Below are 25,198 nucleotides of genomic sequence, written 5' to 3'. Positions count from 1 at the left end.
CCTACGTGTGTTTTTCGGGAAGGACAACAGGGCCAATTAACCTTTGTTTGGGGTTCTTGATCTCGCCAAACAATAGACCTCACTCAGCGGCAGATTTGTTCTCCGGCTCCGGAAACAACTCACTCAGCGCAACAGACCGACCGTTATCCAATACTGTACGCGCGTGATAGCGTTGCAGCAGACGTGGCTCCGAGACGCCACAACTGTGGGCAATGATCCCCACTTCTTTGCGCATGTTCTTGGCGTAATAAGCGACCCGTTCCGCCTTGTTGGTCGGGTCCAACCCATATTGCAGCTTGGGATTATGAGTGGTGATCCCGGTGGGGCAGGTGTTCTTGTTGCACTGCAAGGCCTGAATACAGCCCAGCGCAAACATGAATCCGCGTGCCGAATTGACAAAATCCGCGCCCGCGCAAAACGCCCAGGCCACCTCTGAGGGGTTGATCATCTTGCCGCTGACACAGACTTTGATCCGGTCCCGCAGCCCGTTGCGGATCAGGACATCGACAACCAAAGGCAGACTCTCCCGCAACGGCATGCCCATATTGTCTATCAAGCTCATCGGTGCCGCCCCGGTGCCACCATCGGCACTATCAATGGTGATGAAATCCGGCGCACTTTCAATGCCACGCTTCAAAATCTCTTCACACAGGTCTTCAAAAAACCCATAAGCGCCGATCACAGCCTTAAACCCAATCGGCTTTCCGGTTAGATCGCGAACGTAATTCAACATATCCAGCAGATCAGCGACGCTATCCACTTCCGGGTGACGGTTCGGACTAATCGCATCTTTGCCAACCTCCAGTCCGCGAATTCGGGCAATCTCCTCGGTCACCTTTTCACCGGGTAACATGCCGCCTTTTCCCGGCTTGGCCCCTTGGCTCAGCTTCAACTCAAACATCTTCACTTCGTCATGCGCCGCAACTTCGCGCAGCTTGTCTTCATCAAAGCCACCTTCGGGCTTGCGCACCCCAAACTTGCCGGTACCGATCTGAAATACGATGTCCGCCCCACCCTCCAAATGATAAGGCGACAACCCTCCTTCACCGGTGTTCATCCAGATCCCAGCTTTCTTGGCCCCACGCGATAACGCCCGCACCGCAGGAATGGAAATCGCCCCATAGCTCATGCCGGAAATGTTAAAAAAGGAATCCGTGGTGTAGGGATGTTTGGCATAGGGTCCAATGGTCACGGCCGAAGGTTCCACCGCGTCCTTTTCCAAGGTTGGAAAGGGGCAGTTCACAAAATAAATAGTGCCCGTTGGTCGCAAATCTCGGGTCGATCCAAATGCCACCGTCGAATCGACATTCTTCGCAGCGCGATAAACCCATGACCGTTCCGCCCGGTTAAACGGCAATTCCTCACGATCCAGCGCAAAGAAATACTGCCGCAGAAACTCACCCATATGCTCAAACAGATAGCGAAACCGCGCAATCACCGGATAGTTGCGCCGCAGCGTGCTTTCGGTTTGCGTCTTGTCCCGTACATAAAGCACCGCAATCCACAGCGCCCCAACACCAACTGCGAAGACGAATAAATACGACAGCAGTTGCAATAGTCCTAAAACGAAATCCGATACCTGCGACATAACCCGAGCTCCTCCGAAGGATTGGCTTATACAATCTTACCATAACCCAAAACCACACTGTCACCCGATACCACAGGCATGCAAGAGCCTAAGCCCAACTCACGGCAACTTGTTTCAGCGCGATGGAACGTTAATGGCGAAGATCAAACAAAACCTTAGCTGCAATGCTGACAACCGCAACAGGGTAAAATTCCGTGTATTTGACGAAGCAGGACATTCAGCGCTTTCAACCATCTCGCCCGCATCCAGATGATCCAACCACCTCATTGCGAGAGGGCCTGCAACAGTCTGGGCATTTCGGATCAGAGCAGTTGGCCGGGCGTACATTTCCCATCGCCTGCGTTGCACTTGAAATCACCCAGCGCTGCAATCTCGACTGCACGCTGTGCTATCTCTCGGATCTGGCCGAAACTGTGCGTGACGTGCCCCTGTTTGAACTCAAGCGCCGGATCAAGATGATCCATGATCACTACGGCGATTACACCAATGTCCAGATCACCGGCGGCGATCCGACTCTGCGCACCATCCCGGATCTTGAAGAGATCGTACGCGAAATCAAAGCCCACAACATGCGCTCAGCCCTTTTTACCAACGGGATCAAGGCCAACCGGCACATGCTGGAACGGATGGCGGCTGCCGGGCTGGATGATGTGGCGTTTCACGTCGATGTCACGCAGGAACGCAAAGGATATGAGAGCGAGGCGGCGCTCAACGCGATCCGATTGGAGTACCTGGAGCGCGCTGCTGGGCTGCCCTTGCGGGTCTTGTTCAATACGACTGTCTGCGCCGACAACGTGCATGAGATCCCAGATCTGGTGCAGTTCTTCATCCAACACGCCGGGCAGATCTCGCTCGCCTCTTTCCAAATGCAGGCTGACACCGGGCGTGGGATATTGCGGGAACGCGATGAGACCCTGATCAATCAACAGTCTGTCATGGAGTTGGTCGAACAAGGCGCGGGCACATCTCTGCCCTTTGACATGCCGATGATCGGTCACCCGGATTGCAACAAATACACCGCCGTTCTGACAAACGGCAAAACCACTGTGCCGCTCTATGATGACCCACCCTTTTTCACCACGCTGTTTCACGCCATCGCACAGCAGGGAGTGGACTGGTCGGTCGAGCGCAAGGTTCTGCCCCGCGCCCTGCGTACGGCGATACGTTCCCCGCACATTGCCGCGCTGGGATTAGTCTTTGTTATACGAAAAGTTTGGGCGTTTAAATCGAGTCTATTTCACCGGAAAATGCCAAAAAAGATCAGTTTTTTCATTCATAACTTCATGGATGCGGAAAAGCTTGAGGAAGATCGCTGCAAATCCTGCGTCTTTATGGTAGCCACCGCGCGCGGACCGCTGTCGATGTGCGTTCATAACTCAAAACGCGACGCCATGATCACCGAAGCAGTGCCCGAAAAGCCCGGTCAACGAGCCTGGAGCCCGATTGAGGCCGAGATCCCCGCCGCCAGCCTGCCCTACAAAAAACTCAAGGGCCGCCTTCGCGCGCTGCAAGCCGAGGCCCGCAAATCCGCCTGATCAGAACTCGTTCAGATCCCAGTCATACTCATACTTCTGAATACGTGTCTTGCCCACCAGCCTCACCCGCAGTTCTGGCGAGGCGTAGCTCCGGATATGCTCCAGCACCACCACCTCTGATCCGCCAAAGTCATCCAGATACCAGCTATAGATTTTGGAGGCAGTGACTTGCCCGTTCTCGCTCACCCGAACTCCGCGCGGATCATTGACATAGGATCGCGCCGCCACTTCTAAGGTTTCGGTGATATTCTGAGCTGTATAGGCCCGCTGTCCCAAATTGGGGCAGCCGACGGCGGCACAATTCAACACATAATGAATCTCTGGCACATCCGGCCATAGCGGACGGATGATCCCATGTTCAATATCATGCAGGCTGGTTTCAACGCCTTTCACCATCAGGCGCTTGTCTTCCCACGGCCCCAGATCAAACCCTTTACCTTTGATGTCCCGGATTGACTCGACCGGGTAGTAATCCAAGATCACATCCACCGTCAGCGCATTATAAAAGTTCACCCAATAGGCCAACTGAGCCTCATTGGTCAGCATGGCCGCATCCACCGCCGCCAACTTACGCAAATAATTCTTTAATTTGGCATGATCCGAGTCTGAAATTCGGGCATAATCAACTCGCACCACACCCGCCGTATCCTTACGAGTATGATCCTGCAAAAACCGGTCCCAGGCCCCATGATCCAACCGCGCAACAGCCCCATTGCCCTTCACATCAGGGCGGGTCAGATTGTTGTCAGGAATGGCCAGTCGCTCAAGCGAGGCACAGGCCGACAACGCCAGCAAAGACAGAGCAATGAGAACAAACCGGGGCATGGGAAATCCTTTTGAAATCCTGTGTCACACAGGATTTTACCGGCACTCATGCCCCACAGACCAATATCTTTTCGATGATCTGACGTGTGCGAATTCGTGATCAGGCCGACCAAGCAAAACTGTAGTGACGATGCTCAAACGAGATCTGCTGATCCACACCGCTCAATCCAGGCTTGGCATTGCGAAAAATCTTACTCCAGACGGGTTGAATCGTCACGCCGTCGTCCTGAATCAGTTGTTCCATCTGCTCCATGACATTGCGTCGTTCATTCGCATCCGACAAGGACAGCGCCTTGCCCAAAAGTGCGTCGAACTCCTTGTTCGACCAACCAAACTCATTCCATGTCTCGCCCGAACGATAGGCCAAGGCATGAATCTGCACGCCCAAAGGCCGATGAATCCAACTGGTGGTACTGAACGGATAGTTCATCCAGTTTTCACGAACCTCTTCGCCCGGCAGAACGGTGCGCTTCACTTTGATACCGGCTGCATTTAACTGCGCGGCGACGGCGTCGGCCATATTCTTAACCCAACTTTCCTCGCCCGAAATCAACTCGTGTTCAAAATCCGACATCTCTGCGCGTTCCATATAGGTCCGTGCGCGGTCAGGATCATAGGGCATCGCTGGAAGTTTGGCATATTCCGGATGCACCGGAGCGACGTGATGATTTTCTGCCACCAATCCGTCACCATGCGCCGCCTGCTCCAACACTAGCGCATTGTCCACTGCCATCTGCAACGCCTGACGCACGCGTAGGTCTGCGTAGGGGCGGGCGCCGTCCACTTCAGCCTTTTGATTGGGGCGCACCACAACTGTCGCCGCTGTCGCCACTTCGGACAGATCCCAGCCAAGTTCGCTAAGCTGTTCGGCCAACACCCCTTCGGAGCGATGCACCATGTCGACCTCATCCGCCTGTGCAGCGGCGAGCCAATTAGCCGGATCACTGCCGGAATCGACATATTCAATCCGGTCCAGATAAGGCCCACCAAACAACTCGGACCCCCACCAGCCGTGCGCGTCGTTGCGTACCAATGTGGCGCCAACACCTGGCTCACAGCGCTCAATAACATAAGGGCCAGTCCCCACTAGGTCGGCCATCTGACCGGGATCATAATTGCTGTGAACCACTGCTGCGGGATAATCTGCAATGCTCGGAATGATCGTGATGTCAGGCGTCGGCATGCTCACCAGAACGGTATGCTCATTCACCGCCGTCACGGACCCTTCGATCAGCTTTTGTGTCTCAGGATCAATCAGCGTAGCCATCCGCCCCGCCATTGAATTGCCCTCCACCGTCTTGTCCGCCCAACGCGCGAAATTGCGCACGACGTCCTCAGCGGTGAAATCGTCTCCGTTGCTCCACTTGATGCCCTCGCGCAGATATAGCGTGAACTCGGTGGCGTCCTCATTGGCTGCCCAACGCTCCAGCAACATGCCCCGAAACGACCCATCGTTATTGTATTCCACCAGATATTCCAGAGTGCCGCGGGTAACATTTGCGATCTCGGGCCAGTCAAACGTGCGCGTGTCTTTGAGCGCCCGAACCTCCATCTGGCAACGCAAAGTGCCTCCCTGCTTCGACGCCGCTTGTGCTTGGGAAGGCGCAACCGATCCGATTAAGCCGTAAGCGGCAGCGCTACTCACACCCAATGCAGTGGCGCGCGCCAGAAATTCTCGCCTACTTATTTGCTTCGCTCGATATTCCCCCGCATAACGTTCTGCCGCTGGATGCTGCAGTTTCAATGGGGTCTTCGTGCGGGCCATGGCGATAGTCCTTTGCGGGTTGTGAGGTGAACACAACGTGGTATCGCCACAAACCCCGATCAATAGCAACGCCTGTTTTCTAAGTTTCAAGAAAATTTAATTGATCGGAATTCCAATTTCAGACCTGCTTCACCCGTGCCTCAGGGTGTAAGGCTGTACCCAGAATGTGATCGGAACGATGAATCACGTGATGCGCCTGCCCCACGATCAATGGGTCGGGTTCCGCCACCAGATTGCGATCCTTTCCCGGATAGTCCAGTGAATTCAGGAAATGCAACATGCAGTTGATCCGCGCACGCTTCTTGTCGTTCGACTTGATCACAGTCCATGGCGCGTCGGCCGTATCGGTGTAGAAAAACATCGCCTCTTTGGCTTCCGTGTAATCCTCCCACTTGTTCAGGCTGGCCTTATCAATTGGGGACAGCTTCCACCGTTTCAGCGGGTCAGTTTCACGCGCATCAAACCTGCATTTCTGTTCGTCCTTCGTAACCGAAAACCAATATTTATAAAGCTGGATGCCTGACCGCACCAACATCCGCTCGAACTCGGGCGTCTGGCGCATAAACTCCAGATACTCGGTCGGCTGACAGAACCCCATAACCCGCTCCACACCCGCGCGGTTGTACCACGACCGGTCATAGAGCACCATTTCACCCATTGTCGGCAGGTGTTGAACATAGCGTTGAAAATACCACTGCCCCAACTCCTCATCAGTCGGTTTATTCAAGGCCACAACCCGCGCCAGACGCGGGTTCAAATGCTCCATGAACCGCTTGATCGTCCCACCTTTGCCAGCAGCATCACGCCCTTCGAATAACAGCACATATTTCTGGCCGGTTTCCTGCGCCCAGTGCTGCACCTTCAGCAACTCTGCCTGCAAGGCCGCCTTCAACTCTTCGTATTCCTTGCGCGACATTTTGGTTGTGTAGGGATAGACACCGCTCTCAAAGGCGTGTCGCACCTCCTCTGGCTTCACCTGAACAGGCGCTTGGTTGGCCGGTTTAGGTGTTCCATTCTCTGGTTGTACTTTCGCTGGTTTTGCCTTTGCTGGCGCCGTCATTATCTTGTCCTCACATCCTCAATTCAGTTCACGCAATCATGGCGGCGAATACGCTGGTAAAATCCCCCACCACTGCATTCGCCTCCATGGCTTGCCGCACTCACGCAGACAAAAGCCGATAAATCTCGTCCTTGAGCGCCCCGCGCTTCTTACGCATGTCAACCTCGGCCAACTCTTCCACCGGCTCCACATTGATCTCGGCACGGTGCACCGCGCGATTGATCTCGTGATATTCCTCCGCCAATCGCGCAAAATGCGTATCGCTTTGTTTCAGATCGGCAATCTTGACCGCGAATTCCGGAAATTCTTCGGCCAACTCATGTGGGGTATGGGACATGTTCACTCCTGTCGCTTCACTTTCCCCGCAACCATAAGCCTCCGAGAAGAAAGCAACATTGATCAGGGTCAAACACCTGACAAAACTTCTTCTGATCCCATAGGCGATCTGCCGCTTGCCCAACCGGGCGCAGAATGGTCTAATGCCGCTAATCAAAAACAATATGAGCAGCCCATGACCGACCTCCTCGAAGGCACCGCGCCCGAGACCTACGACGCCTCTTCCATCGAAGTGCTGGAGGGGCTGGAGCCCGTGCGCAAACGCCCCGGCATGTACATCGGCGGCACCGATGAGCGCGCGCTGCACCACATGGTGGCCGAGGTGCTCGATAACTCGATGGACGAGGCGGTCGCCGGCCACGCCAACCGGATCGAAGTGGAGCTGCACGAAGACTACGCCATCACCATCCGCGACAACGGTCGCGGCATCCCGATTGATCCGCACCCCAAATTTCCCGATAAATCCGCATTGGAGGTCATTCTTTGCACCCTGCATGCCGGCGGTAAATTCTCCGGCAAGGCCTACCAAACCTCGGGCGGCCTGCACGGGGTTGGGGCCTCAGTCGTCAACGCGCTCTCGGATTCCATGGTCGTGCAGGTGGCGCGCAACAAGGAGCTCTACGAGCAACGCTTCTCCCGCGGCCTGCCCCTTGGCCCAATCGAAAAGGTCGGAGCCGCCCCCAACCGGCGCGGCACCACGGTGACCTTCCACGCCGATGAACAGATCTTTGGCCACCACCGGTTTAAACCCGCGCGGCTGTTCAAATCGATCCGTTCCAAGGCGTACCTATTCTCAGGCGTCGAAATCCGCTGGAAATCCGCGATAAGTGATGGCGACACCCCGCAAGAGGCGACGTTCCACTTCCCCGGCGGCCTCAGCGACTACCTCAAGGAAACCCTTGGCAGCGCCTCCACCTACGCCGACGCGCCTTTCGCGGGCACCGTTGATTTCAATGAAAAATTCAATGCCCCGGGCAAGGTTGAATGGGCCATCAACTGGACGCCCTCGCGCGATGGCTTCATCCAATCCTACTGTAACACCGTCCCCACGCCCGAGGGCGGCACCCATGTCGCCGGCTTCTGGGCCGCGATCCTCAAAGGCATCAAGGCGTACGGCGAGCTGGTCTCAAACAAAAAGGCTGCGCAAATCACCCGTGATGATCTGATGACCGGCGGCTGCGCGCTGGTCAGCTGCTTTATCAGCGAGCCGGAATTTGTCGGCCAGACCAAAGACCGCCTTGCCACGGTCGAAGCCCAGCGCCTCGTTGAAAACTCGGTCCGCGACCACTTTGACAACTGGCTCGCGTCTGATACCAAATCGGCCGGGGCCATTCTTGATTTCCTTGTCTTGCGGGCCGAGGAACGCCTGCGCCGCCGTCAGGAAAAAGAAACCCAGCGCAAGTCGGCCACCAAGAAGCTGCGCCTGCCCGGCAAGCTGACCGATTGCTCGTCGAAAGACCGCGAAGGCACCGAGCTGTTTATTGTCGAGGGCGACAGCGCCGGCGGCTCAGGAAAAGGCGCGCGCAACCGCGAAAAACAGGCTCTATTGCCGCTCAAAGGCAAGATTTTGAACGTGCTGGGGGCGGCCTCTTCTAAGCTAGGCAGCAACGCTGAAATCTCGGATCTCTGCGAAAGTCTGGGTTGCGGCATGGGCACCAAGTTCAACATCGATGATCTGCGCTATGAAAAGATCATCATCATGACCGATGCTGACGTTGATGGCGCGCATATCGCCTCGCTGTTGATGACCTTCTTCTTCACCCAGATGCGCCCGCTGATCGACGCGGGCCACCTCTACCTCGCCTGCCCACCGCTCTATCGCCTCACCCAAGGCGCCAAACGGGTGTATGTGGCCAATGACGCGGAAAAAGACGAGTTGATGGAAAAGGGCCTGGGCGGCAAAGGCAAGATCGACGTGCAACGCTTTAAGGGGCTTGGTGAAATGGACGCCAAGGACCTCAAAGAAACCACTATGGACCCCAAAACCCGCAAACTCATCCGCGTCACCATCGACGAAGACGAACCGGGCGAAACCGGCGATCTGGTGGAACGCCTGATGGGCAAAAAACCCGAACTGCGCTTTCAATACATTCAGGAAAACGCCAAGTTCGTAGAGGAGCTGGATGTTTGAGGGAGCTTGGCCTGGCGATCCGATGTCAGACCAACTTCGTCGTGTCCCACGATTTTAGGCGATGCACCGTGAACCCAAATGATTAATACGCGTGGAGCACGACTGCGATGGGCCGCGGCTCTTGTCATCATCGCGGTGATCATAGTTTTGACCGACCGACGTCATTCACCTAGCAACATTGAAGACACTGTCGCAACCTTTCTTCAGGTCCACAATATTCCGGGCGCGGTCTTGGCTTATGGTGCAGCGAATACACGGCCTAAAGTCGTAGCGTTTGGTGTATCGGACCCACTGAAAAACACAGCCATGTTGCCTGAACAGTCTTTTTATCTGGCCTCAGTCACTAAACCAATTGCGGCAACGTTGCTCATCGAGAAGGCAAAAAAAGAACAGATCGATTTAGACAGACCAATCGCCAAGCTGATTGACCTTCCCAAACCTTATGACCCTCGCGCCGCTCTGATTACACCGCGACACCTTCTGGCACATCGGGGAGGATTCGACTGGACTATCAGTTTCGATCCAATTTTTGCGCCTGAACGGGTTGGCCTAGACAATTCATCAAGCTGCGCTGAAGTGGCCAAGGCTACATGGCAAACAATGCCGCTTGACCACGATCCCGGCAGCAAAACAGCATATTCAAATGTAGGGTTTTGCCTGTTGAGTGACTTGCTTGCCCCCAATCAACCTGAAAACCTTGATAATAAGTTGTTGGAGAACGCCGGTGTCAATTTGTATGAGCGCGCCGGACTCAATTGGGAATTTGACGGCGAGGGCTGGACCCCCGTACAGAATACCGAAGCTGAGCAAGCCTGGATCTCAGAGTTGGGTATCGCAGGTGGAGCAGTGGGCAACGCAAACTCAGTTTGGTATTTTGCGTCAGCTCCGAAACCCTTATTTAAAAATTCTTCACCTGATGATCAAAGCGATGACTTCTATGCATCGGGATGGCATGTCTGGATGGAGGAGAATGGTCAGCACTTGACTCATTGGGGTGCCTTAAAGGGCATCTTTACCACTGTATTTCGATTTTCTGACGACGAGACTGTGGTAATCTTGTTCAACGGATCACCCGAAAGCCCAAGAAATGCATTTTCTGCTCTACATAGCGCATTGCTTAAAATAAATAATCTGGCGCGGCGATAAATGGCGCGCGTAAGATGGGTGTTCGCCCTCATCTATCGACGCCCCACAATCATAGACGGGTGTAAACACTCATCCTACAAATACTTTCATCTAACCACCCGTCAATCCGCCCCGCGACCTTTTCCCATCCCGGTTCTATGAACAGGAAATGCGCGTGGTTCTCAATCAGCATGAATGTTCCGTGCTCACCATACATCTGCGCCAATGCGCGGCAGGTGTTGGGGTTCACCGCACGGTCCTCGGCGCCTGACACCACCAGAACCGGGCAATCGACCTTGTCGATCTCAACTTTCATCGCGTGGTGGTCATCGAACATCCAGAAAAACATCTCGAACATCACCCGCCCGCTTTCGGGCCCCAACTGGTCAAACACCTTATGCTGGTCCGCCTCGCTCAGCTTGTTCAGGGCAAAATGGGCCATCAGGTCAAACTCGACCCGCATCGGCGCTTTCCAGAAGGCCCCGCCTTCCATCAGCGCGCGTGGCACGGCGCGTTCATCATCGGTTTCCGGCAGGTTGCCCCAGGGCGCATTGGGATTGATCAGCACAATCGCGCTGGCCAGCCCGCGCGCCGCCACCTGCTGCGCCACCACCCCGGCGATGGCATGGCCCAGCAAAACCGGCGTGCTGTCCAGCCCCTGCACAAATTCGGCAATGTCATTGGCGTAATCCATGACGCTGGTGTCGGTCAGCCCCGGATCAGGTTCGGCATTCGGGTCGCCGCCATGATGCCGCAGCGCCGGCACATGCACCGTCCAGCCTCGGTCACGGAAAAACCCGGCATACTCCTCCATGCACCACGGCCCGGCAAAGGCTCCGTGGATCAGTACAATTTCTTTGCTCATGACAGACGCTCCCGTTTCGCAACTCCACTATGAGCGACGAAAGGGACCACCGGCAAGCCTGTCATTCAGCGCTTGGATTGGTGTGAAAAAGGGCGGGCAAATCGCCCACCCTTTGAATGCATCTGAGTTTTGTAAAAACCCCTGTACATCTTGTACAAGTTGTACGTTATCCCGCCGCGATAATGGCGTTGATCTTGTCCAATGTGGCCACGTTCACGGCCACGCCCGCCTCGCGGTTGACCTTGCGCTTGGCGGTGCGGCCATCGCCCGGAATATGCGCCCCATCCTGCGCCCGGATCGCCCCGACAAGATCTTGAATTCGCTCAGCAAAATACCCACCTGAGGTTGCCCCCGGATCAATCGCCATAAAGAATTGGCCGGTCTTTGGCGGACCGCCAGCGGTGCCGGAAAACGGCGAGGCATGAATGCCCAGCGTGGCCCCGGCCAGCGCCGCCGCCATCACCTCGGTCAGCAAAGCCACCCCCACCCCCTTGTATCCACCGGACGGTGCCATCGACCCTTTAAGCCCAACATTTGGGTCTGTTGTTGGGTTTCCATCAACATCTAATGCCCAACCTTCTGGAATGGGCTTGCCTTCACGGGCGTGTTTCATCACCTCCGACTTGGCAATCGTGCTGGCGCTTTGGTCAATCAGCAGCGCAGGTTCGCCATCCGATCCGGGTACAGCCAGCGAAAACGGATTGGTCCCAACCACCGGTTTTGCCCCACCTGACGGCGCAATAGACGCAGGCGCATTGGTAAAGCCCAACCCCACCATCCCCGCCTGCGCCAGACGGTAGGTATGATACCCCAGAACCCCGCAATTATAGCTGTTGTTGATTGCCAGCGCGGCGATGCCTTGTGCCTCAGAAGCCTCGATAAGCTTTTGAAACCCCATATCAATTGCCGCATGCGCGAACCCAGTTGCCGCATCAACAGTGATCACCCCGGGGCGCGGCTGCGACAGAACCGGCGAGGCCTGGCCGTCAACTTTGCCGCACTGCACATGCTCGCAATAGATCGGGATATAAGCCAGACCATGGCTGGCGACGCCATCCGCTTCAGTCGCGGCGGTCGCGACAGCCAAAGGCTTGGCGTTTTCTTCGGAAGCCCCAGCAACCATCAAGGCTTTCAGCGAAATTTCTTCGATCTCAGCCAGGCTAAGTGTTTGTGTCTCAGTCATATTTTTCTCGTTCTTAGTCGTTGTCAGACAGGCCGGCCCCCGCGCCCAACAAGCGTGATTCCTCGGTCGCCGGGGCATAGGTGCGGTGGGCAAATTTGCTCAGCGTGGCCAGATCTTCCGGTGTTGGCGTTCCGCGCGTATGACGGGGCAACGCTGCGGGCATCTCTGCTTGCAGGCTCACCACCACCTGCGTCGTACGGGTTGGGAATACCCCATCCAAAGACAGTTCCGCCCCATTTGTAACCGCGCGCGCACCTTCACACTCCAGCGCCACAACGCGACCCAACCGCACTGCCGCCCGCGCGGCAAAGGGCATGAGTAAGGCGGGATAGATGACCTCTTTTAAGGTGATCTCTCCGCTCTGCAAATCCGCCGCGCAATCTGATAAAGCAGCTCCACTTGTCAACGGGCAAAGCGTTGATTTTGCTTTCCATTCTACCGACAATGTCAGCGGCGTATGATCTGAAAGGTCCTGCCCATCAATCTGACCCAGAAAGCCTGCCAGAGTGGCACAACCTTCCTGCCCTTGAATGCACAACCAGCGCGCAGCTTTGCCCGCTTCTTCGGCCATGCCCCAGCTGTATCCGGCCCCTCGCGCAGCTTTTTTAGCGGTGACCTCAATCTCGTTCAGGGAATAACTCATGCGGGCAACTCCGGATAGACCCACTGGTCTGCGTTTTCAATTGAAAGCTCTTCCGGGTAGGGCGCGCCGGAATACATGCAGATCCGTACCCAACGGTCCGAGCGCGGATCGAAATGCGTGGCCCCAAAGAACGACAGCTTACAGCGCAGCATATCGATCGGCATGATGTCACAGCTGATGGTGTTGTCCTGAATCTCACCATAAGGCGCAACCGGGCGGATCTGCACCCGACGCACGGTGTGGCGGTGCTCAGGATGTTGCAGCAAGAATTCCGCAACGCGCTTGTCGCCGTCCCAACCTGCGAGTGCCGCATAGGCACGCGCCGCATCACGCGCCGGAGCCAAAGGCTGCTCGTACTCTTCAATTGGCTCCTCAAACCGTTCACCAAGACGCGGTTCCAGCTTTTCCTCGGACACATACCAAGCGCGGGCACAGTGTTCCTGCACCGTCCAGTCCTTATCCAAGGCCCAGCCGAATTGTGCCTTCAAAGTAGACCGTAGTTCATCGACGCTCATGGACCCATCAATATAGAACACATCCATGTTCTTGTTGGCCATCTGAATACCAAGATCATCTACAAGATCTGCGTAAGGCTCCAGAATTTGCGAGGCAACCAGTTCTTGACCTTCTTCGCTTAGCGCATCTTCCGACCACTCGACCATCCGGTTCCATGGGTAATCTCTCGTCAGATCATCTTGCGTCAGATATGCGGTGATCTTATCCAGATCTTCCCGCAGCTTTGCCAGCTTTTCGATCTGGATCGGGTGCTCGGACGTCCACCAAGACACTGACAGTTTGCTGCGTTCAAAAACATCGCGGAAATGCTGTGCTTCGGTAGCGGAGGCGAACTCGATCGAGCGCACACGGGCAATCGCCTCTTCCCGCGCTATGATCCAGTTGTTCAACAAGACCGGGTGGTTCACCAAGAATGGCGCCATGCCGAGACCAGTAGAGTTTCCAATGCCGAGCCATCGAGCAATATTAGAGTCTAATTCAGCGGTTTTTGCCCCACCTTTGATGTTTGCCATATGCTGCACCAGATCACGAACAAAGGTACGGGTCAGGTAAACTGACAACATTTCTGCCTGAAACGGGGCCTGTGTCTCGGGTCGGTCTGCGATGTTTTCGCGATCCGAAGCGCCGAATTTTCCAGAACCGTAAACAGCTGTGGTGCGCATCAGATATCCAACCTGATAGATCTGCTCCAGATCGGGCTGCTGCCCGCTGGCGAGTGCATCGACCACATGTTTCCACAAACGGACCGAACGGTTGGCCCGCGACAGGGACAATTCGCTTTCGCTCACGCGCCCCGCCTCTTGCAATGGTACATTCTGCGACAGGCGGTCAACATCTTCCTTGGTTGGAACACCATCAAACAACGCAAAGGTCGCATCCCACGCATCCGCAATTACACGGTCCGAGCGTTTCTCGGGCGGCAGATCATGGGCAAAAGCCACCAAAGAATACGCATGCTCAGGCCCCTGAGCGGTGTAAACCACACGCCCCACACCGTTTTCATCGATATCGAACACAGGTCGAGAGAACGACCAATTTTCTCGCGCCAAGCGGCGCGTGAGTTGCCGCATGAAGCTGAGCCGACATTGATGAAAAGACCCCAGACGCGACAGGCGCATCACGGTTTCGGGGTCGCGACGGGCGATGTGGGTTTGGGCTGGTGCTTCCATATAAGTATTACCCTTGCGGTCCAAAGTTTTCAGCGAAGAACTTGTACCAGTTCTTGCCCATGATGCCTGCAACCTCGGCGTCGTTCATACCGACGCCGCGCAAGCCTTGTTCAATATTGCCAAAGTGGCGGTTGTCTTCGAACCAGCTTGGCATTGTCGGGAAGCCCGCGTTGCTGGCAGACCCCTCGCCATAGTCAATTTCCTTGGTCCAACGGCCAACACGCATCCATTCAACAACACTGTCTGGCTGATCCTGACAAAGATCAGTGCCAATGCCCAAATGCTCGGCGCCGTATTTTTCAGCCGTATCTGCGATCATCTGACAGAAGCTTTCCAGCGTGCAGTCGCCTTTGTCTTTCAGATGATGAGGGTAGACCGAAAAGCCTAACATGCCACCATTTTCTGTGACCGCCCGAATGACGTCTTCTTTCTTGTTGCGCAGCGCGGGCGACCATTCGTGCGGATTGGCATGCGTGATGGCAATTGGTCTCTCGGACAGATCGGCCGCTTCGATTGTGGAACGATCCGCCGAATGGCTCATATCCACAACCAGACCTACGCGGTTCATCTCTTTGATGACCTGCTTGCCCATGCGGGTGATGCCCATGTCTTCGGCCTCGTAACAGCCCGTCGCCAGCAGCGATTGGTTGTTATAGGTCAGCTGCATGAAACGCGCGCCAAGGGTGTGCACGATTTCCACCAGTCCAATATCGTCTTCGATCGGGCTGGGGTTTTGGAAGCCAAAGAACACCGCCGTACGGCCAGTTTCGCGGGCCTTATCGATATCACTGGCCCATTGCCCCTTCATGATCAGATCCGGGTATTGTTCAAACCAACGGTTCCACTTTTCAAAGTTCAGAACCGTTTCGCGGAAATTTTCGTGATAGGAAATGGTGACGTGGATCGCATCCACGTCGCCTTCCCGTAACTGACGGAAAATCTTTTCCGACCAGTTGGCGTACTGCAGGCCATCGATCAACATTATGCTGGTGTCCCGGCTGAGATGTAGGCCGTTTTCACAGTGGTGTAGAATTCTGCCGCTGCTTTACCTTGCTCACGTGGCCCGTAAGAGCTGTCGCCACGGCCGCCGAATGGTACATGATAGTCTGTACCAGCCGTTGGCAGGTTCACGGTCACAACACCGGTACGCGCATTGCGACGGAAGTGCGTGGCGCGTGCTAGACTTTGCGTCACAATGCCCGATGTCAGGCCGAAGTTCGTGTCATTCACAACGCTCAGCGCTTCGTCGTAGCTGTCCACTTTGATGACAGATGTCAGCGGGGCGAACATCTCCTCGCGGTTGATGCGCATGTTATTAGTGGTGTTCAGGAACACGCCAGGCGACATGTAGAAACCATCGTGCGGCATATCGAGACGGGCACCACCACAGGCCAGTTCGGCCCCTTCGGATTTACCCAGATCGACATAGGCAAGGTTTTCGTTCAGCTGTTGCTCGCTGACAACCGGACCCATTTGAATGCCTGCTTCCAGCGCGTGGCCAACTTTCATCGCCTGTGCACCAGCAATCAGTTTCTCAACAAATGCGTCATGCACGGCGGCATCAACAACCAGGCGTGACGATGCGGTACATTTCTGTCCGGTTGAGCCAAACGCGCCACCCAGTGCCAAGGATACAGCCAGATCGATGTCGGCATCATCCATAACCGCCAGAGCATTTTTGGAGCCCATTTCCATCTGAACTTTGGTCAAGTTCTGGATTGCAGCTGTTGCAATGCCTTTGCCCACCGGTACGGAACCTGTGAAGGAAATCGCATTGATCTTGGGACTTTCGACCAGACGTTGACCGATTGAACGGCCTGCACCTACGACGAGGCTAAACAATCCCTTGGGAATGTCTTGGCGATTGATTATTTCGGTCAAGGCAACGGCTGACGCCGGTGTGATATTTGCAGGTTTCCATACAACAGCATTGCCATAGCACAACGCCGGCGCGATTTTCCACGAAGCGGTCGCAGTTGGGAAGTTCCAAGGGCTGATGATTGCAACAATGCCAACCGCCTCGCGACGCACGTCAACTTCGATGTCAGGGCGCACGGAGTCGGCGTTTTCACCAATCTGACGCAGAACTTCAGCGGCGTAATATGTAAAGAACTGACCAGCGCGGAAGACTTCGCCTTTGCCTTCTGCCAGCGGTTTACCTTCTTCCCGGCTCAGCAATGTGCCCAGCTCTTCTGCGCGGGCCATCAACTCGTTGCCGATGTTCATCAGAGCGTTTTGCTTACGCTCCAAACCATATGCGGCCCATTCACGTTGCGCGATTTGGGCTTGATCCAAAGTTTGCTCCAGCTGATCAGTGCTGGCCTGTGCAAACATGCCAACCAGATCGCTCAGATCAGACGGGTTACGGTTTTCGATTTCGCTCTCACCAGCGACCCATTCGCCAGCAATAAGGTTCAGTTGCGTTGCAGACATCGTCGACTCCGGAATTTTAGGGTTTGGAAACAGATGGACTCTGATAGCACTATCAGTCAAATTCAAACTACTGAATGAAATTTCAAAAAAACTGAAGTATGACCATCAAGATCGAAATGCTGAGATGCTTCTGCGCCGTGGTACACGCAGGAAACCTGTCCGAGGCTGCAAACCGGTTGGGCCGCACCCAATCAGCGGTGTCGATGACCCTCAAACAGTTGCAAGATCACCTTGGCGAGCGTTTATTTGAAACTGAACGCAAGAACCGCCTGTCCCCTGTTGGCGAGCAAGTCTTTGAACTAGCGCAAAAACAACTGCAGCAGTTTGATTATACAGTCCACGCGATTGAGACATCAGCCGCCTCGCCACACGGGTTGATCCGCATTGTTTCCGTCCCATCCATCGCTGCGCATGTCTTTCCGACCGCGATTGAAACCATCACCAGACGGCACCCGGGCGTCATGATCGAACTACGCGATACCGACACACAGCAAGTGATGGATGCAATGGCGCAAGGCCACGCCGATATTGGCATCGCATCAGGACAATTTTCCCTCAATGGGGTGCGTTCCACCCTGCTGTTTGAAGACCGATTCGGGTTGGTGTGCTCGGCTGACCACCCGATGATCCACTCGCCCATTCCGCCCACCATCGCCGAAGTGACCTCAGACCGGTACATCCACAACAATCTGTGCGGCTTGATTCAAACTCCTGCTTTCCAAGCTGCGGTTGCCGGGGCGGAAGTGACCGTGCACAACACGCACTCTCTGATAGCTATGGTCCGTAGCGGCAATTGGGTAACAATTCTGCCCAAAACAGTTGTGCAGTTCATGCCCGATGCGCTGGCCTTTCGCGCGATTTCAGACCTCTCAGACAAGCGCCACGTCTATCTGTATTTGCGCGATCAGTCGCGTGACATCAAACTGGCCGAAGAACTTTGCGATTTGATTGTGGCTGATCTGGGCGCCACGAATTAAAGATTATTCCCGCGCTAACAAATCGGTTTTGGTCAGTGCAAAGCCGGACATAATCCAAGCTGCCTCCAGCTCTCTCAGCTTTCGACCTAGTGCCGGACCCGTATAGTCTGGCATCAGATCTGCCGCAGATATGGGGAACACCTGTGTTGCCGCCTGAGAAATTTGGTAAAGATGGCTCTCGGTCACTTGCTGCTGCATCAAAGCACTTTTCACCAACACAGCATTTGTTCCCATTTGTTGGCCATATTTGTATCCCAGCTCGGGCAGGCTAAGGGCCTCCCGGCTGATCTGGCTAAGCAAAATCACGTCCCTTGCCTGCGATTTACTGAGACGCAGATGGTCAGAAGCATCTTCCCCACCGAGGCAAGCCAATCGCCGAATGGGATCTGGTGAAATACGGCAATCTTCCTCAAGTTTAACCAGTATCGGCAGGGATTCACTTTGTGCCCCGTGCAATACGGCTTGCAAGGTCCCTGTGATCTGCATGGCCGCAACGGACGGTGCCGGATCTGGGGCCGACAGCAGTTTGAGCATCTCCGCCCCGATACGCTCTTTTGAAATCCCTCCCAGACCATTGACGTTGGCCGCAATTGCAGCAAGGCCTTCAGCATCCAAACCTCCATCTGGATCGCCGTACCATGCATGAAATCGAAAGAACCTCAAAATTCTCAGATAATCCTCTTGAATGCGCCGCTCGGGGTCTTGGATGAAACGAATACGCCGCGCTTCGAGATCAGGCAGGCCTCCCAAAGGATCAGCGACATTCCCGCCTGGGTCTGCATAAAGCGCATTCATCGTGAAATCGCGTCGCACGGCATCATGGGCGATGTCATCGGAAAAACGCACCTCGGCCCTTCGACCATCAGTTGATACATCCTTGCGAAACGTTGTGATTTCATAAGGCTCACCATCGCTCATGACCGTCACAGTGCCATGGTCGATCCCGGTTGGAATGGCCTTCAGACCAGCGGCTCTTGCCAATTCCATGACCTGATCTGGCCGGGCATCGGTGGAAATGTCCAAATCACTGACCGGGACATCCATCAGCGCATTGCGCACGCAGCCCCCAACAAAGAAAACCTGATACCCATTTGTAGACAGAAGGTCACAAACCTCCTGCGATGCCTTTGATGTGATCCAATCCGCCTCAATCTTCATCTTGTGTTGCATAGTTTGCCAACGTTCTAAGCATCCGCGCCGTTGCCCCCCAGATATAATAAGGCCCATAAGGCACCGCATAATACCGGCGCAAAGTGCCCTGCCAATAGCGTCCTTCTACAGTAAAATGCTCCGGATCCAGCACGTGTACCAGAGGAACTGAGAAGACCTCATCAACCTCTCCCGGTTCGGCAATCGGGGTGAAATCATCACGTATCACACCAATCACGGGCGTTACATTGAAGCTGGTGACAGTTTCATGTGGTTTCAGACAGCCCAGAACATCGACTGACACCGGATTTAACCCAATTTCCTCTGATGCCTCACGCAATCCCGTGGCAATCAGGTCTTTGTCTTCTGAATCCTGTTTGCCCCCCGGAAAAGAAATTTGCCCGGGATGATGCTTCAAGGCCGATGAGCGCTTGGTCAGGATCAGTCGCGCCTGCCCATCCCGAAAGTAGATCGGTACAAGCACTGCCGCCGGCCGCAATTTGCGACCGGCGGGCAGGTTTACATCCGGATTGAGATCGTAGTCAGACGACAAACGCCCACCATCACGGATGGCATCGTGTATTAGCTTGAGCGCCTCAGTTGTCACGCGCCTGCTCTTCTGCCTCAAAACCCACGGACTTGGGGTCCAGCGTGTAATGCGCGCCACAGAATTGACAGTCAGCTGTGACCGTACCCTCAGGCGTTGTCATCGTCTCAATGTCCTGTGCCGAATAGATCGACAGGCTGCTGCGCACGCGATCCTCGGAACAGGTGCAGCCAAACCGCACGGCCTGCACGTCAAAGACCCGCGGCGCCTCTTCGTGGAACAGGCGCACCAACAACTCAGCCGGTGACACCGAGGGTCCGATCAACTCCAGCTCTTCAACCGTGGTCAGCAGCGTATTCGCCCGAGACCAGTTTTCCGCGTCATCATCATCAAGCAGATCGCTTGCCGTCAGCAGGCCACCTTCGCCAGACGCTCCATCCGTGGCAAAGGGTGACGCCTTGGGCATGTGTTGCAACATGATCCCACCTGCTCGCCAATGTTCGGCGCTATCGCCCTCGGTTGACTTCCCAAAACTCAGCGCAAAACTTGTCGGGAGCTGTTCAGATTGGGCAAAATACGCCTCGGCGCATTCACTCAACCCCGATCCGGCAACCGGCGTGATCCCTTGATACGGCTCCGAGCCAGGACCCTGATCGATCAGAACGGCAAAATAGCCCTCGCCCAGCTGCTCAAACGGCAGTGCATCCGTGATGCGATCCGCATCATAGCTGGCATAGGCCCTAATCCGCGCGGCATCGCCCTCTTTTTCAGGCGCGTAATAGTCGGTCGCAATCATTCGAACAGGGCCGTTGGTCTGTACCTGCAGGGACAATTTCCACCGCAGCTTGATCGTCTGCCCGATCAGCGCGGTCAGCAAGGCCATCTCTGCAACCAACGCCTCGACCTGTTCAGGGTAGTTGTGTTGCTTCAATATCCCGTCAAGCACGCCGTCAAGGCGCGCGAGACGGCCACGTGTGTCTGATTTGTCCAGCTGGAACGGAAGTACGGTATCGTCCCAGGCGATTTTTTGTCCAAGTGTCATTGGGGGTATCCTTAAACGCCAAAACTTGGCATATCGCGACTATATAAGTTCGGCAAGCCACAGACCAAGGGGTCAATTGATGATTCGTCGATTTGGGAAACAACCTGATCCAAACAGACGGTATAAACCGCGTCCCGGCGTCTATGCTATCTTGCCGCGGGGCGGAAACCTGTTGGTGACTTTGCAAGAAGAACCTGAACCCGAGCTGCAACTGCCCGGTGGCGGCATCGACCAGGGCGAATCGCCCATTGAAGCGCTTCACCGCGAAGTTCTCGAAGAAACCGGGTGGAGCATTGCCCGGCCCCGCCGTTTGGGTGCATTCCGGCGCTTTGTCTATATGCCTGAATATGACATGTGGGCCGAAAAAATCTGCATGATCTACACAGCCCACCCTGTCCGCCGCCTGTCAGACCCGCACGAGCCCGGACATATCCCACTCTGGCTTGCGCCCGACATCGCAGCCCAAGAATTAGGAAATGACGGTGATCGCCACTTTGTTAGCCGTTTCGTTACCCGGTTTTAAACTCCAGCAAAATCGCCGAGACGTCGTCAGAAAATTTCTGATCCCCTGCATATTCTGACATCCGCCAAATCAGCGATTCCAGACAGGATACACCCTTGGTCTGGTGCAATGACCGAAGGATTTTTGACAGGCCTCCGTCATCCAGAATGCGACCTTCAGGATCGGCACATTCCGTTACCCCATCGGAATGGATCATCAATCGATCCCCTGCCGACATGGTAAACTCTGTATCCTCGTAGTTCGCGCCATCGATAAGGCCAACCGGCAACCCGCCTGACCCTTTCATCTCGACCTGCCCATTCGCTTTTTGCAGCGCCGGGCAGGGATGCCCCGCTTGAGCAAACACAACATGACCGGAACTCAGATCCACATCTGCCAGCAACAGCGTAAAGTAATGCTCTGTTTCCAGTTCATTCAAAATGAGCTGGTTTAGATCCGAAATTGTTTCACTTGGCGGGCGGGGTACAAACAATCCGGTGTCTGTTTTTCTCATTGCGATGTTTTGTTCGTGCGACGGTGAAAGATAACCCGCCAAACGGGCCGTCATCAAAGCCGAACTGATCCCGTGGCCCGAGACATCAATGCCATATAGCCCAATCCGTTGGCCATTGATCGGATAGGTACCAACCAGATCACCACCAACGTGGCCGCTGGAACGCAAGATGAGCGACACCTCCGCCGGACCCAAATCACGATATCGCTCAGACACCAGAGATTGCTGCAAGTGTCGCGCTTCCTGCAGGTCTTTATCAAGCGCGTCATAAACGCTCTGCAATTCCTCCAGCGTTGATTGGATCAGGCGGTTTTTCTCGTTCAATTCCCGCTCCATTCGCAAAATACGATCCCCGGCAGCGATCCTGGCGCGCAATTCATCTGAATTGACTGGCTTGGTGAGAAAATCATCAGCACCAGCATCTAAACCGCTCGCGATATCCGACTTGTCACTCTTAGAGGTTAACAGAATGAAGTATCCGTAGGCTTCGCGGGGTAAGCGACGAAATTCCCGGCAAAATTCCAAACCGTTCATACCCGGCATGATCCAGTCACTGATGATCAGATCAGGGGACATGGCTTTGCAAAGCTCTAACGCTTCCGCACCTGTTCCAGCTTCGGAAATGTCATAGCCAAATTTTTTGAGTGACGCCGCCAGAATACGCCGCTGCAAACGGCTATCATCAACGACCAAAACCCTACGAATTGCGGTACGTTCCGGCACCTTTTCACCAATAAAAACCTGACAAACCACACAAACACCCTCTCACATCAGCATCTGAGTTTAAGCGGAGACACTTAAGAGGGTGTGAATGCTAAAATTTGCCTGATTTTCCATGTGATGTTCAGAAATTCTTAATCAAGCAAAGCGAATGTTCAGCTCAAAAGAGGCTGTGTGATGATTGATTGGAACCGGGTAATTGAATTGCGATATGAAATTGGCGAAGAGGATTTCGGTGAAATTGTCAGCTTGTTTCTGGATGAGGTTGAGACGGAAATTACAAAACTGACAACACTTGAAACCTGTGTTGAACTTGGCGAAATGCTCCATTTCCTGAAAGGTAGTGCTTTGAATCTTGGATTCGCTGATTTTGCAAACTTGTGCCAACACGGCGAAGACGCCGCCGATAAAGGAAACAGCAAAGCGATAGACCCTGAGCAGGTTTTGGGCAGTTATTTCGCCTCGAAATCCGCTTTTCTCAGCGGACTCGAGAACAGGTTAACCGCTTAATCTGTTTGACAGTTTATACCAAAAACTCTGACAAAAGTTCATCATCCGTGATGTCGTGAAAATCGAATCCTGCCTGTTTTAAATCATTCTGAAGACGTTCAAAACTTTCGGCATGTTTTGTCTCAACTCCGATCAGAACCGAGCCAAAATTGCGCGCAGATTTTTTCAGATATTCAAATCTGGCAATGTCATCCTCGGGTCCCAGAATTTGCAGGAACTCTTTCAAAGCGCCGGGGCGTTGCGGCATGCGTAAGATGAAATATTTCTTTAACCCAGACGAGCGGCTAGCCCGTTCTTTGACTTCGGCAAACCGCACAAAATCAAAATTCCCACCCGAGGTCACGCAAACAACGGTTTTGCCCCGAATATCCTCGGCTACATCTTTCAAAGCATCCAATGCCAGAGCACCCGCAGGCTCAAGCACGATGCCTTCGACATTCAGAAACTCCATCATTGTCACGCACAACCGGTCTTCGTTGATCGCCAGCACATGCGAAGGGGTAAAGCGTTGCAGTCGGGCAAAGGTTTTATCCCCGATCTGGGCAACAGCTGCTCCGTCAGCGAAGTTATCAACATGTTCCAGACGAACAGGTTTGCCCGCCTCGAGCGCCGCCTTCAAACACGCACCACCTTCGGGCTCAACCAAGGTAAACGCGCAGGCGTCCCCAAAGTAGCTGGTCACACCAGAAGCCAGACCGCCCCCGCCGACCGGCATGATAATACGATCTGGGGTTTCGCCAAGCTGCTGTTCGACCTCGGCCGCGACTGAAGCCTGCCCTTCGATCACATCCTCATCGTCAAAGGGAGATAGAAAATACCCTCCAACCCCATGGCAATAGGCCTGAGCGGCATTCAAAGTGTCATCAAAATAGTCACCAACCAAACGGATGGTGACATTGTCTCCACCAAAGCTCTCAGTCTTGCCGATCTTTTGCTGCGGCGTCGTCACTGGCATGAAGATCGTGCCTTTCACCCCAAAATGGTGACACATATAGGCCACGCCCTGCGCATGGTTACCCGCACTTGCGCAGACGAAATTCTTGATCGATTCATCACCCTCCAACACCTTGCGCATCGCGTTGAATGCGCCGCGCAATTTGTACGACCGCACCGGTGACAGGTCCTCGCGCTTCAGATAGATCTCAGCGCCATAAAGATTGGAAAGATGGGCGTTGCGCTGTAGTGGCGTTTCATTAAAAACGGCACGCATTTCGCTGGCTGCGAGACGGGCAAGGGTTTGAAAATCAGTCATGGGCGATTGAGTGGTCTATCCTAACCTGAAAGGCAAGCCCTTGAACGACCCATTCAATCAATACTGCGGCCTTCGACGTAATGGCCATAGAACGTGGTCAGGATGCTCACGTTCACCAATCCCAGAAAGAATGTGAACCCCATACTGGCAATCACTTCGAGCATCGGAGCAATCGCCGCAAGCGTTCCAAACGCCAACTGCAAGATAGATTGGATCACGATCAGGATCAGAATGATCGTAACAATCGTTCCGTTCGCGCCTTCGGTCGCAGCCCAGACTTCGGCGAATTTCATTCGGCGGCCAATTGCGGCAGCCGGTAGCATTGGCACCAAGCGATAAAAGATCAAAATCGCCCCGATCACTCCGATGAATAGGAAGATACTTCCCAAAGTCGGTGATGCAGCGGCAAATACTGCGCCCGGCACCAACGCCAGACCCGCAACAAGGCCAATCATTAGCCCATGTCCCAGATACGAAAGTATCTGAGAGAGATGCAGCGCTGGCATCCAGCCGGTTGGATATTCCTCAAGCAATACATAGCGATGCCACGAGACAAAAATCCATGTGGTCACAATAATCCATGCCAACCAAACCAACAACAATGGTTGCAACGCTTGTGCAACGGCCTCTGGATCAGAAACATCAAGATCAAAAGACGGCAGTAAAACATAAGCCACGGCGCCCACGATTAATAGTGGTATCAGACTGATCTGAAGCGCTTCTTTCAGGTTGTTCCAAACCATCCGGAACGCGTGCATGACAATTTTGAAACCCTGCATAATACCCTCAATCACAATCGATCTGCTCACCC

At 54.5% G+C, this 25,198-nt stretch carries 23 protein-coding genes; 6 read left to right on the top strand and 17 right to left on the bottom strand.

Going from position 1 to position 25,198, the window contains the following annotated elements; genetic code table 11:
• Positions 1-79 precede the first annotated feature (79 nt).
• On the bottom strand, positions 80-1,588 hold the full coding sequence (locus tag ROA7450_RS09960) for an FMN-binding glutamate synthase family protein (protein WP_085805557.1): 1,509 nt from the start codon (positions 1,586-1,588) through the stop codon (positions 80-82).
• A 194-nt stretch (positions 1,589-1,782) separates the two neighbouring features.
• Between ROA7450_RS09960 and ROA7450_RS09955 the strand changes: the two genes are divergently transcribed.
• Positions 1,783-3,123 carry a radical SAM protein gene (locus tag ROA7450_RS09955; RefSeq protein ID WP_085805556.1) on the top strand — a complete coding sequence of 447 codons (1,341 nt, stop codon included), beginning with the start codon at positions 1,783-1,785 and terminating at the stop codon, positions 3,121-3,123.
• Here ROA7450_RS09955 and ROA7450_RS09950 read toward each other — a convergent pair whose 3' ends face one another.
• The 4 genes from ROA7450_RS09950 to ROA7450_RS09935 all read right to left on the bottom strand — a co-directional run bounded on the left by ROA7450_RS09950 (position 3,124) and on the right by ROA7450_RS09935 (position 7,110).
• Positions 3,124-3,948, bottom strand: coding sequence for a DUF547 domain-containing protein (locus ROA7450_RS09950; RefSeq protein WP_085805555.1), 825 nt, complete (start codon positions 3,946-3,948; stop codon positions 3,124-3,126).
• Between the two features lie 100 nt (positions 3,949-4,048).
• Positions 4,049-5,713: an ABC transporter substrate-binding protein gene (locus ROA7450_RS09945; RefSeq protein WP_085805554.1), complete on the bottom strand. Its 1,665-nt coding sequence runs from the start codon at positions 5,711-5,713 to the stop codon at positions 4,049-4,051.
• A 118-nt stretch (positions 5,714-5,831) separates the two neighbouring features.
• Positions 5,832-6,773, bottom strand: coding sequence for a polyphosphate kinase 2 (gene ppk2, locus ROA7450_RS09940; RefSeq protein WP_085805553.1), 942 nt, complete (start codon positions 6,771-6,773; stop codon positions 5,832-5,834).
• A gap of 100 nt (positions 6,774-6,873) precedes the next feature.
• The gene (locus tag ROA7450_RS09935) at positions 6,874-7,110 is read right to left on the bottom strand and encodes an HP1242/YdcH family protein (RefSeq protein WP_085805552.1); all 237 of its coding nucleotides are present in this window, start codon (positions 7,108-7,110) and stop codon (positions 6,874-6,876) included.
• A 174-nt stretch (positions 7,111-7,284) separates the two neighbouring features.
• Here ROA7450_RS09935 and parE point away from each other — a divergent pair, with 174 nt between their 5' ends.
• Positions 7,285-9,240, top strand: coding sequence for a DNA topoisomerase IV subunit B (gene parE, locus ROA7450_RS09930; RefSeq protein WP_085805642.1), 1,956 nt, complete (start codon positions 7,285-7,287; stop codon positions 9,238-9,240).
• Between the two features lie 78 nt (positions 9,241-9,318).
• Positions 9,319-10,386, top strand: a complete 1,068-nt coding sequence (locus ROA7450_RS09925; protein ID WP_085805551.1) for a serine hydrolase domain-containing protein — start codon at positions 9,319-9,321, stop codon at positions 10,384-10,386.
• 49 nt (positions 10,387-10,435) lie between these two features.
• Here ROA7450_RS09925 and ROA7450_RS09920 read toward each other — a convergent pair whose 3' ends face one another.
• The 6 genes from ROA7450_RS09920 to ROA7450_RS09895 all read right to left on the bottom strand — a co-directional run bounded on the left by ROA7450_RS09920 (position 10,436) and on the right by ROA7450_RS09895 (position 17,174).
• Positions 10,436-11,230, bottom strand: coding sequence for an alpha/beta hydrolase (locus ROA7450_RS09920; RefSeq protein WP_085805550.1), 795 nt, complete (start codon positions 11,228-11,230; stop codon positions 10,436-10,438).
• Between the two features lie 166 nt (positions 11,231-11,396).
• Positions 11,397-12,413 carry an Ldh family oxidoreductase gene (locus ROA7450_RS09915; RefSeq protein WP_085805549.1) on the bottom strand — a complete coding sequence of 339 codons (1,017 nt, stop codon included), beginning with the start codon at positions 12,411-12,413 and terminating at the stop codon, positions 11,397-11,399.
• A gap of 13 nt (positions 12,414-12,426) precedes the next feature.
• Positions 12,427-13,056 carry a DUF3726 domain-containing protein gene (locus ROA7450_RS09910; protein ID WP_085805548.1) on the bottom strand — a complete coding sequence of 210 codons (630 nt, stop codon included), beginning with the start codon at positions 13,054-13,056 and terminating at the stop codon, positions 12,427-12,429.
• On the bottom strand, positions 13,053-14,741 hold the full coding sequence (locus tag ROA7450_RS09905) for a hypothetical protein (protein ID WP_085805547.1): 1,689 nt from the start codon (positions 14,739-14,741) through the stop codon (positions 13,053-13,055). The genes ROA7450_RS09910 and ROA7450_RS09905 overlap by 4 nt, the downstream gene beginning before the upstream one ends.
• Before the next feature lie 7 nt (positions 14,742-14,748).
• Positions 14,749-15,723 (bottom strand): membrane dipeptidase, encoded by a 975-nt coding sequence (locus ROA7450_RS09900; protein ID WP_085805546.1) that lies wholly within the window; start codon positions 15,721-15,723, stop codon positions 14,749-14,751.
• Positions 15,723-17,174 (bottom strand): aldehyde dehydrogenase family protein, encoded by a 1,452-nt coding sequence (locus ROA7450_RS09895; protein WP_085805545.1) that lies wholly within the window; start codon positions 17,172-17,174, stop codon positions 15,723-15,725. The genes ROA7450_RS09900 and ROA7450_RS09895 overlap by 1 nt, the downstream gene beginning before the upstream one ends.
• 98 nt (positions 17,175-17,272) lie before the next feature.
• On the opposite strand from ROA7450_RS09895, the gene ROA7450_RS09890 reads away from it, so the two are divergent.
• The gene (locus tag ROA7450_RS09890; RefSeq protein WP_085805544.1) at positions 17,273-18,151 is read left to right on the top strand and encodes a LysR family transcriptional regulator; all 879 of its coding nucleotides are present in this window, start codon (positions 17,273-17,275) and stop codon (positions 18,149-18,151) included.
• A gap of 3 nt (positions 18,152-18,154) precedes the next feature.
• Here the strand turns inward: ROA7450_RS09890 and ROA7450_RS09885 are convergent, their stop codons facing one another.
• From ROA7450_RS09885 to hslO, 3 genes are read right to left on the bottom strand one after another with little or no spacing between them, the layout of a single operon-like run.
• A complete protein-coding gene (locus ROA7450_RS09885; RefSeq protein WP_234999485.1) occupies positions 18,155-19,321 on the bottom strand; it encodes a CCA tRNA nucleotidyltransferase in 1,167 nt (388 codons plus the stop codon).
• On the bottom strand, positions 19,299-19,907 hold the full coding sequence (locus ROA7450_RS09880) for a CoA pyrophosphatase (protein WP_085805542.1): 609 nt from the start codon (positions 19,905-19,907) through the stop codon (positions 19,299-19,301). Before ROA7450_RS09880 ends, ROA7450_RS09885 begins: the two co-directional genes overlap by 23 nt.
• The gene (gene hslO / locus ROA7450_RS09875) at positions 19,897-20,889 is read right to left on the bottom strand and encodes an Hsp33 family molecular chaperone HslO (RefSeq protein ID WP_085805541.1); all 993 of its coding nucleotides are present in this window, start codon (positions 20,887-20,889) and stop codon (positions 19,897-19,899) included. Before hslO ends, ROA7450_RS09880 begins: the two co-directional genes overlap by 11 nt.
• Before the next feature lie 79 nt (positions 20,890-20,968).
• Between hslO and ROA7450_RS09870 the strand changes: the two genes are divergently transcribed.
• Positions 20,969-21,412: an NUDIX hydrolase gene (locus ROA7450_RS09870; RefSeq protein WP_085805540.1), complete on the top strand. Its 444-nt coding sequence runs from the start codon at positions 20,969-20,971 to the stop codon at positions 21,410-21,412.
• Here the strand turns inward: ROA7450_RS09870 and ROA7450_RS09865 are convergent.
• A complete protein-coding gene (locus ROA7450_RS09865) occupies positions 21,399-22,628 on the bottom strand; it encodes a PP2C family protein-serine/threonine phosphatase (protein ID WP_234999484.1) in 1,230 nt (409 codons plus the stop codon). The genes ROA7450_RS09870 and ROA7450_RS09865 overlap by 14 nt on opposite strands.
• A 174-nt stretch (positions 22,629-22,802) precedes the next feature.
• Between ROA7450_RS09865 and ROA7450_RS09860 the strand changes: the two genes are divergently transcribed.
• Positions 22,803-23,135, top strand: a complete 333-nt coding sequence (locus tag ROA7450_RS09860; protein ID WP_085805539.1) for an Hpt domain-containing protein — start codon at positions 22,803-22,805, stop codon at positions 23,133-23,135.
• 13 nt (positions 23,136-23,148) lie between these two features.
• Here ROA7450_RS09860 and ilvA read toward each other — a convergent pair whose 3' ends face one another.
• Together ilvA and ROA7450_RS09850 are read right to left on the bottom strand one after the other, a co-directional pair.
• Positions 23,149-24,387, bottom strand: coding sequence for a threonine ammonia-lyase IlvA (ilvA, locus tag ROA7450_RS09855; RefSeq protein WP_085805538.1), 1,239 nt, complete (start codon positions 24,385-24,387; stop codon positions 23,149-23,151).
• 53 nt (positions 24,388-24,440) lie between these two features.
• Positions 24,441-25,196, bottom strand: a complete 756-nt coding sequence (locus ROA7450_RS09850) for a hypothetical protein (RefSeq protein ID WP_159454031.1) — start codon at positions 25,194-25,196, stop codon at positions 24,441-24,443.
• Positions 25,197-25,198 lie beyond the last annotated feature (2 nt).

Source organism: Roseovarius albus (assembly GCF_900172335.1).
GTDB classification, from domain to species: Bacteria; Pseudomonadota; Alphaproteobacteria; order Rhodobacterales; family Rhodobacteraceae; genus Roseovarius; species Roseovarius albus.
This window is presented reverse-complemented; position numbering and strand designations above follow the sequence as displayed.